Raw genomic sequence first — 4,982 nt, 5'->3', positions numbered from 1 at the left:
CGGTGTTGAGCGCGCGCACCAGCAGCCGACCCTCGGTGTGGGGGTCGCAGGATCGCTCAGGCCTGGGAATGACAACGGTGTAGTTATCCCCGATCTGTGGATCATCCTGTGGATAACTCTGGTGATCGGGGTTGGCGACGCCGTGAGGCGATCCCGGCGTTCGCCGGGATGACGACGTGAGACGCCGGGATAGCGCAGGCCCCGCCGATGACGGGTCGGGCTTGGGTCTCGGACAAGCTCGACCAGCGATCCGCTTCAGTTCTCCAGGGGGCGGTTGGTGGCCAGCATGTGCCGCATCCGGTCCTGGTTGGCCGGCAGCACCACGAGCTCCAGGGCGACCTCGATCTCGCGGTGCAGCAGTTCGGTCTCGGTGACCGGCTCGTCGCCGGTGAGCATGGCGGCCAAGGCTCCGACGATCCGCTGATCGGTGGGTGAGGCGTCCGTCCACGAGGCATCGAGCGGTTCCAGGCGCGGGCTGTGCAGCGCGAACCGCTCGGGTTCCGGACGCCGTGGCCGTCCGACCAACTCCAGCGCGGACGCCTTGGCCCGCTCGAGCACCCGGGCGCCGTTCATCACGATCTCGTCGGACGGCAACAGCAGTCCCTCGGCCTGCGCTTCGAACGCCGAGCCGCTGATCACCGACGAGGACGCCAGAGCAAAAGCGCGCGCTGCGGGGTCCGGCAAACCGCGTAGTGAGGCCCGGATCAGGGTACGAGTGACGCCGCCCCAGGCCGGGATCAGGCCCACCTTGCGTTCCGGAAAGCCGGCATACAGCTCGGCACCGGCCACCACATGATGCGCGGCCAGCATCAACTCGCAGCCGCCGCCCAGCGCCAGCCCGCGGGCCGCCGCCACCACCGGGAAGGACGCCGCCCGCAGCCGGGCGAACGAACCCTGTCCCAACTCGGTGAAATGTCGCAGTTCGTCCGGATCGTTGCGCTCGACCAGCGACGCGAAGACATTGAGGTTCGCACCCGCCGAGAAGGCGCGCGGATGGTCGGTGCCGATCACCAGGGCGGTGAAGGCGCCGCGCTCGCCCAACTCGAGCGCCCGTTGGACGATCTCGAAGACGCCGGGCTCGCAGACGTTCATCTTGGTCCGCAGGGTCAGGCAGGCCACGCCGTCGCCGAGGTCGACCAGCGCCGCCGACTCGTTCTCCGCCAACACCCCGGACGCCTGCGCCACCGTCAGCGGACCGGGCGGCAGTTCGGCCACCGAGCCGTCGGTGGCCAGCACCGCACCGGGACGGGGCCGGAACCCGCCGGCCCCCACCGCTTGCCGCAGCAGAGTGGGCACCGGGCGCCCTTCGGCCTCGAAGCGTTCGACCAACCAATCCACACCCACCGCGTCGGCGAGTTCGAACGGACCCGCCTGCCAGGCGTAGCCGAGCTTCATCGCGTCGTCGATCAGGCCGACGTGGTCGGCGATCTGCGGCGCAGTGACGCAGCAGTAGTCGACGAACTCGCGCAGCACCGTCCAGGCGTAGCGGCCGGCCGCCGAGTCGGTCTCGCACACCGCACGCAGGCCACGCGCCTGCAGCGCCGGGTCGGACGGCGTCCGCCGCGGCCGGTACTCGAAGGTATCGGTGTCGATCACCTCGTCGACCGGACCGTCCTCGGTCTTGCGGCGGCGGGTGAATCCGCCGGGACCACGGCGTCCGACCAGACCGCGCTCCAGCAGTCCGGTGAAGGTGCCGTTGGTGGTGATGTCGTAGCGGTGGTACCCGTCGTCGGCGGGCAGCAGCCGCAGGAAGCTCGTCCAGATCGACGGCACCAGGTTGATCCCGACCAGGTCGAACAGCCCGAACACACCCGTGCGCGGCGTCCCGAATGCCCTTGTCATCACAGTGTCGGCGGTTTCGATGTCGACCTCGCCGGTGAGCGCCTCGGCCGAGGCGACGGCCATCCAGAAGTTGCCGATCCGGTTGGCCAGGAAGCCCGGGGTGTCGCGGCAGCGCAGCACCGTCTTGCCGAGTTGATGATCGCCGACAGCGACCAGTCGCTCGACGACCTCGGTGCTCGTCGATGGCCCGGCGACGACCTCCAACAACGGCATATGCCGGGGCGGATTGAAGAAGTGGGTGATGGCGAAGTGGGCGACGAACCCGGCGTCCCGGCCCTCGACCAAGCTGGCCAGCGGAATCGTGGAGGTGTTCGAGGTGACCATGGTGTCCGGCCCGCGGTGCTCCTCGATGGTCGCGTACAGCTCACGCTTGACCCCGAGGTCCTCGAAGACCGCCTCGATCACCCAGTCGGCCTCGGCGTAGGCGGTGACGTCGTCGACCACGTTGCCGGGTGTCACCCGCTCGGCGAAGACCGGCAACATGAAGCCTCCAGCCTTCACTTGGCGGGCGATCGCCTCCCGGGCCAGCTTCGACCGGTCCTCGACCTCACCCTCGGGGACCACATCGAGCAAGCGCACCTTCACGCCCGCGTTCGCCAGCTGCGCCGCGATCCCGGACCCCATCGCTCCCGCACCGACCACGACCGCCTGCCGCACGTCCGTCGCACTCATGGACACCTCCTCGTGCCTGCTCCGATCCTAGTCCGGGCCCCGTCCGTCCGACCCGGACCGCTAAGGCCCTCCCTAACTAGTTCAGCCCTCCCGTCGACGGGAGGGCTGAACTAGTTAGGGAGGGGGTTAGGGGTCGGACCAGCGGACGAGCGAATACCGACCCGACGGAGATGGTTGACTCGGAGCATGAAGGTCAACCTCGTGCTCGGTGCCGGCGGGGCTCGCGGATTCGCCCACGTCGGGGTCATCCAGGAACTGCATGCCCGTGGGCACGAGGTGGTCGGGGTGGCCGGCACCTCGATGGGCGCCCTGGTCGGCGGGGTGCTCGCCGCCGGCGGCCTGGACGGCTTCACCGACTGGGTCCGGGCGCTGACCCGCACCGACATCGTCCGGCTCACCGACCTGAGCCTCGGCGCGCCCGGCCTGATCCGGCTGCAACGGGTGATGCGTGAACTCCACCGGTTCATCGGCGACGTGCGCATCGAGGACCTGCCGATCCCCTACACCGCGGTCGCCACCGACATCGACGCCGAACGCGAGGTGTGGTTCCGGCACGGCCCGCTGGTGGCGGCGATGCGGGCGTCCATCGCGATTCCGGCGGTGTTCACACCCGTCCGGATCGGTGAGCGGCTGCTGGTCGACGGCGGACTGCTGAACCCGCTGCCGATGGCGCCGGCGATGGACATGCCCGGCGAGGTGAGCATCGGGGTCTCGCTGTTCGGTCGGAGCCCGGGCCTGCACCTGGGCCTGCCCAGCAAAGAGTCCGCCGACGAGGCCAGCGCCGACACCGACATCCCGGTCGACGCCGGAGAGCCGTCCTGGACGGCACGGCTGGCGCATTCGGTGGCCGAATCCTGGCCGGTGCGGAACCTGAACAAGCTGCGCACGCCGACGCCCCCACCGGAGAAGGCGTTCGAGGACTGGCCCGCCGACGTCAACCTGGCCGACCTGCTCGGCCGCTCCCTCGACATCATGCAGGGCCGCATCGAGATGGCCCGCACCGTGCTCAACACGCCCGAGGTTCTGGTCTGGGTGCCGATGAACGCGTGCAGCGTGCTCGATTTCCACCGGGCGGAAGAGATGATCGAATTGGGACGGCGGGTCGCCATCGAGGAGTTCGATCGGATGGGCCTGTGACCGACGATTCGGAACTCTCAAACAATCGGAGAATGCAGATGCGCGACGTCCGGCTGATCGCCTCGGACATGGACCACACCCTGCTCGACGAGCAGGGCGAGCTACCGCCCGGGATCGACAGCTACGTGAGCCGGTTGCACGCCGCCGGCATCACCTTCGTGGCGGCCAGCGGGCGTCCGCTCAACCGGCTGCAGCAGATGTTCCCGCCCCGCGAGGGCATCGCCTACATCGGCAACAACGGCGGCTCGGTCAGCTACGGCGACACGATCCTGTTCGAGAGCCGGCTGAGCCCGCAGGGCTATCGGGAGATGGCGGCACTCACCCTGCGGGTCACCCCCGGCGTACCGGTCGCCTGCAGCCCTGACGCGGCCTACGTGCTGGCCATCCATGCCGAACACGAGGAGTACCTGGGCAGGTTCAACCCGCGGATCGTGTACGTCGACGATTTCGACGAACTGGACGCCGCGATCGACAAATTCAGCGTCTATCTTCCGCAGGGCGAGAGCATTCGCTACTACGACGAGGTCTTCCACCCCGCCTACGCCGACGAATTCTCGGTCACCACGGGCAGTCCGCTCTGGGTGGACCTGATGAATCCCGGCGTCCACAAGGGTCATGGGCTTCGTGTGCTGGCCGACCACCTGGGCCTGGAACGGCATCAACTGATGGCGTTCGGCGATGCCTACAACGATCTGGAGATGCTCGACGAGGCCGAGCACAGCTATGCCGTCCGCAACGCCCACGAGACGGTGCGACAGCGGGCCCGGTTCCTCGCCGAGTCGAACGCCGACCACGGCGTGGTCCAGGTGATCCGGCAAGTGCTGGCCCTGCACGAGGGCGATTCTGCCGGGCCGGTCGAAACCGTCGGCGGCATCGGCAAGGATGGGGTCCGACCCACGCAGGAGGTAGCGCTATGAGCACCGATCACGGCAAGAAGCCGTACGTCCTCGACATCGAGGCGGCCACCATCGAGAACCCGAACTTCCGCACCACGCTGTGGACCGGCGAGCACCTGCAGCTCACCGTGATGTCGATCCCGGTCGGCGGCGACATCGGGCTCGAGGTGCACCCCGACAACGACCAGTTCCTGCGCGTCGAGCAGGGCCGCGGCCTGGTGCAGATGGGCCCGGCCGAGGACGACCTGCCCTTCCGCGAAGAGGTCGAGGACGACTGGGTCATCCTGGTGCCGGCCGGCACCTGGCACAACGTGACCAACATCGGCGACGAGGATCTGAAGGTGTACGCGCTGTACGGCCCGCCCGACCATCTGCCCGGCACCGTGCACGCCACCCAGGCCGACGCCGAGGCCGACCCGCACGAGCACTGAGAAC

At 68.8% G+C, this 4,982-nt stretch carries 4 protein-coding genes; 3 read left to right on the top strand and 1 reads right to left on the bottom strand.

The window, feature by feature from the left end; genetic code table 11:
* Positions 1-255: 255 nt before the first annotated feature.
* Positions 256-2,514 carry a 3-hydroxyacyl-CoA dehydrogenase/enoyl-CoA hydratase family protein gene (locus Q0066_RS04540; RefSeq protein ID WP_298130484.1) on the bottom strand — a complete coding sequence of 753 codons (2,259 nt, stop codon included), beginning with the start codon at positions 2,512-2,514 and terminating at the stop codon, positions 256-258.
* Positions 2,515-2,700: 186 nt separating this feature from the next.
* Between Q0066_RS04540 and Q0066_RS04535 the strand changes: the two genes are divergently transcribed.
* Genes Q0066_RS04535 through Q0066_RS04525 form a run of 3 tightly spaced genes read left to right on the top strand, consistent with a single transcriptional unit; the run spans position 2,701 to position 4,978 of the window.
* Entirely contained in the window at positions 2,701-3,651 is a 951-nt protein-coding gene (locus Q0066_RS04535; protein ID WP_298130482.1) for a patatin-like phospholipase family protein, read from the top strand.
* A 32-nt stretch (positions 3,652-3,683) separates the two neighbouring features.
* Positions 3,684-4,568 carry an HAD family hydrolase gene (locus tag Q0066_RS04530; RefSeq protein ID WP_298130481.1) on the top strand — a complete coding sequence of 295 codons (885 nt, stop codon included), beginning with the start codon at positions 3,684-3,686 and terminating at the stop codon, positions 4,566-4,568.
* Positions 4,565-4,978, top strand: coding sequence for a cupin domain-containing protein (locus Q0066_RS04525; protein WP_298130479.1), 414 nt, complete (start codon positions 4,565-4,567; stop codon positions 4,976-4,978). Before Q0066_RS04530 ends, Q0066_RS04525 begins: the two co-directional genes overlap by 4 nt.
* Positions 4,979-4,982: the final 4 nt, after the last annotated feature.

The organism is Micropruina sp. (assembly GCF_027492755.1).
Classification (GTDB): domain Bacteria; phylum Actinomycetota; class Actinomycetes; order Propionibacteriales; family Propionibacteriaceae; genus Micropruina.
Note: the sequence above shows the minus strand (reverse complement) of the source record. Positions and strands in the feature narration are given on the sequence as shown.

What these genes read in the sequence shown, in the direction of transcription:
- Q0066_RS04530 (WP_298130481.1), top strand. Translation starts at nt 3,684, where the DNA reads ATGCAGATGCGCGACGTCCGGCTGATCGCCTCGGACATGGACCACACC.
- Q0066_RS04535 (WP_298130482.1), top strand. Translation starts at nt 2,701, where the DNA reads ATGAAGGTCAACCTCGTGCTCGGTGCCGGCGGGGCTCGCGGATTCGCC.
- Q0066_RS04540 (WP_298130484.1), bottom strand. Translation starts at nt 2,514, where the DNA reads ATGAGTGCGACGGACGTGCGGCAGGCGGTCGTGGTCGGTGCGGGAGCG.
- Q0066_RS04525 (WP_298130479.1), top strand. Translation starts at nt 4,565, where the DNA reads ATGAGCACCGATCACGGCAAGAAGCCGTACGTCCTCGACATCGAGGCG.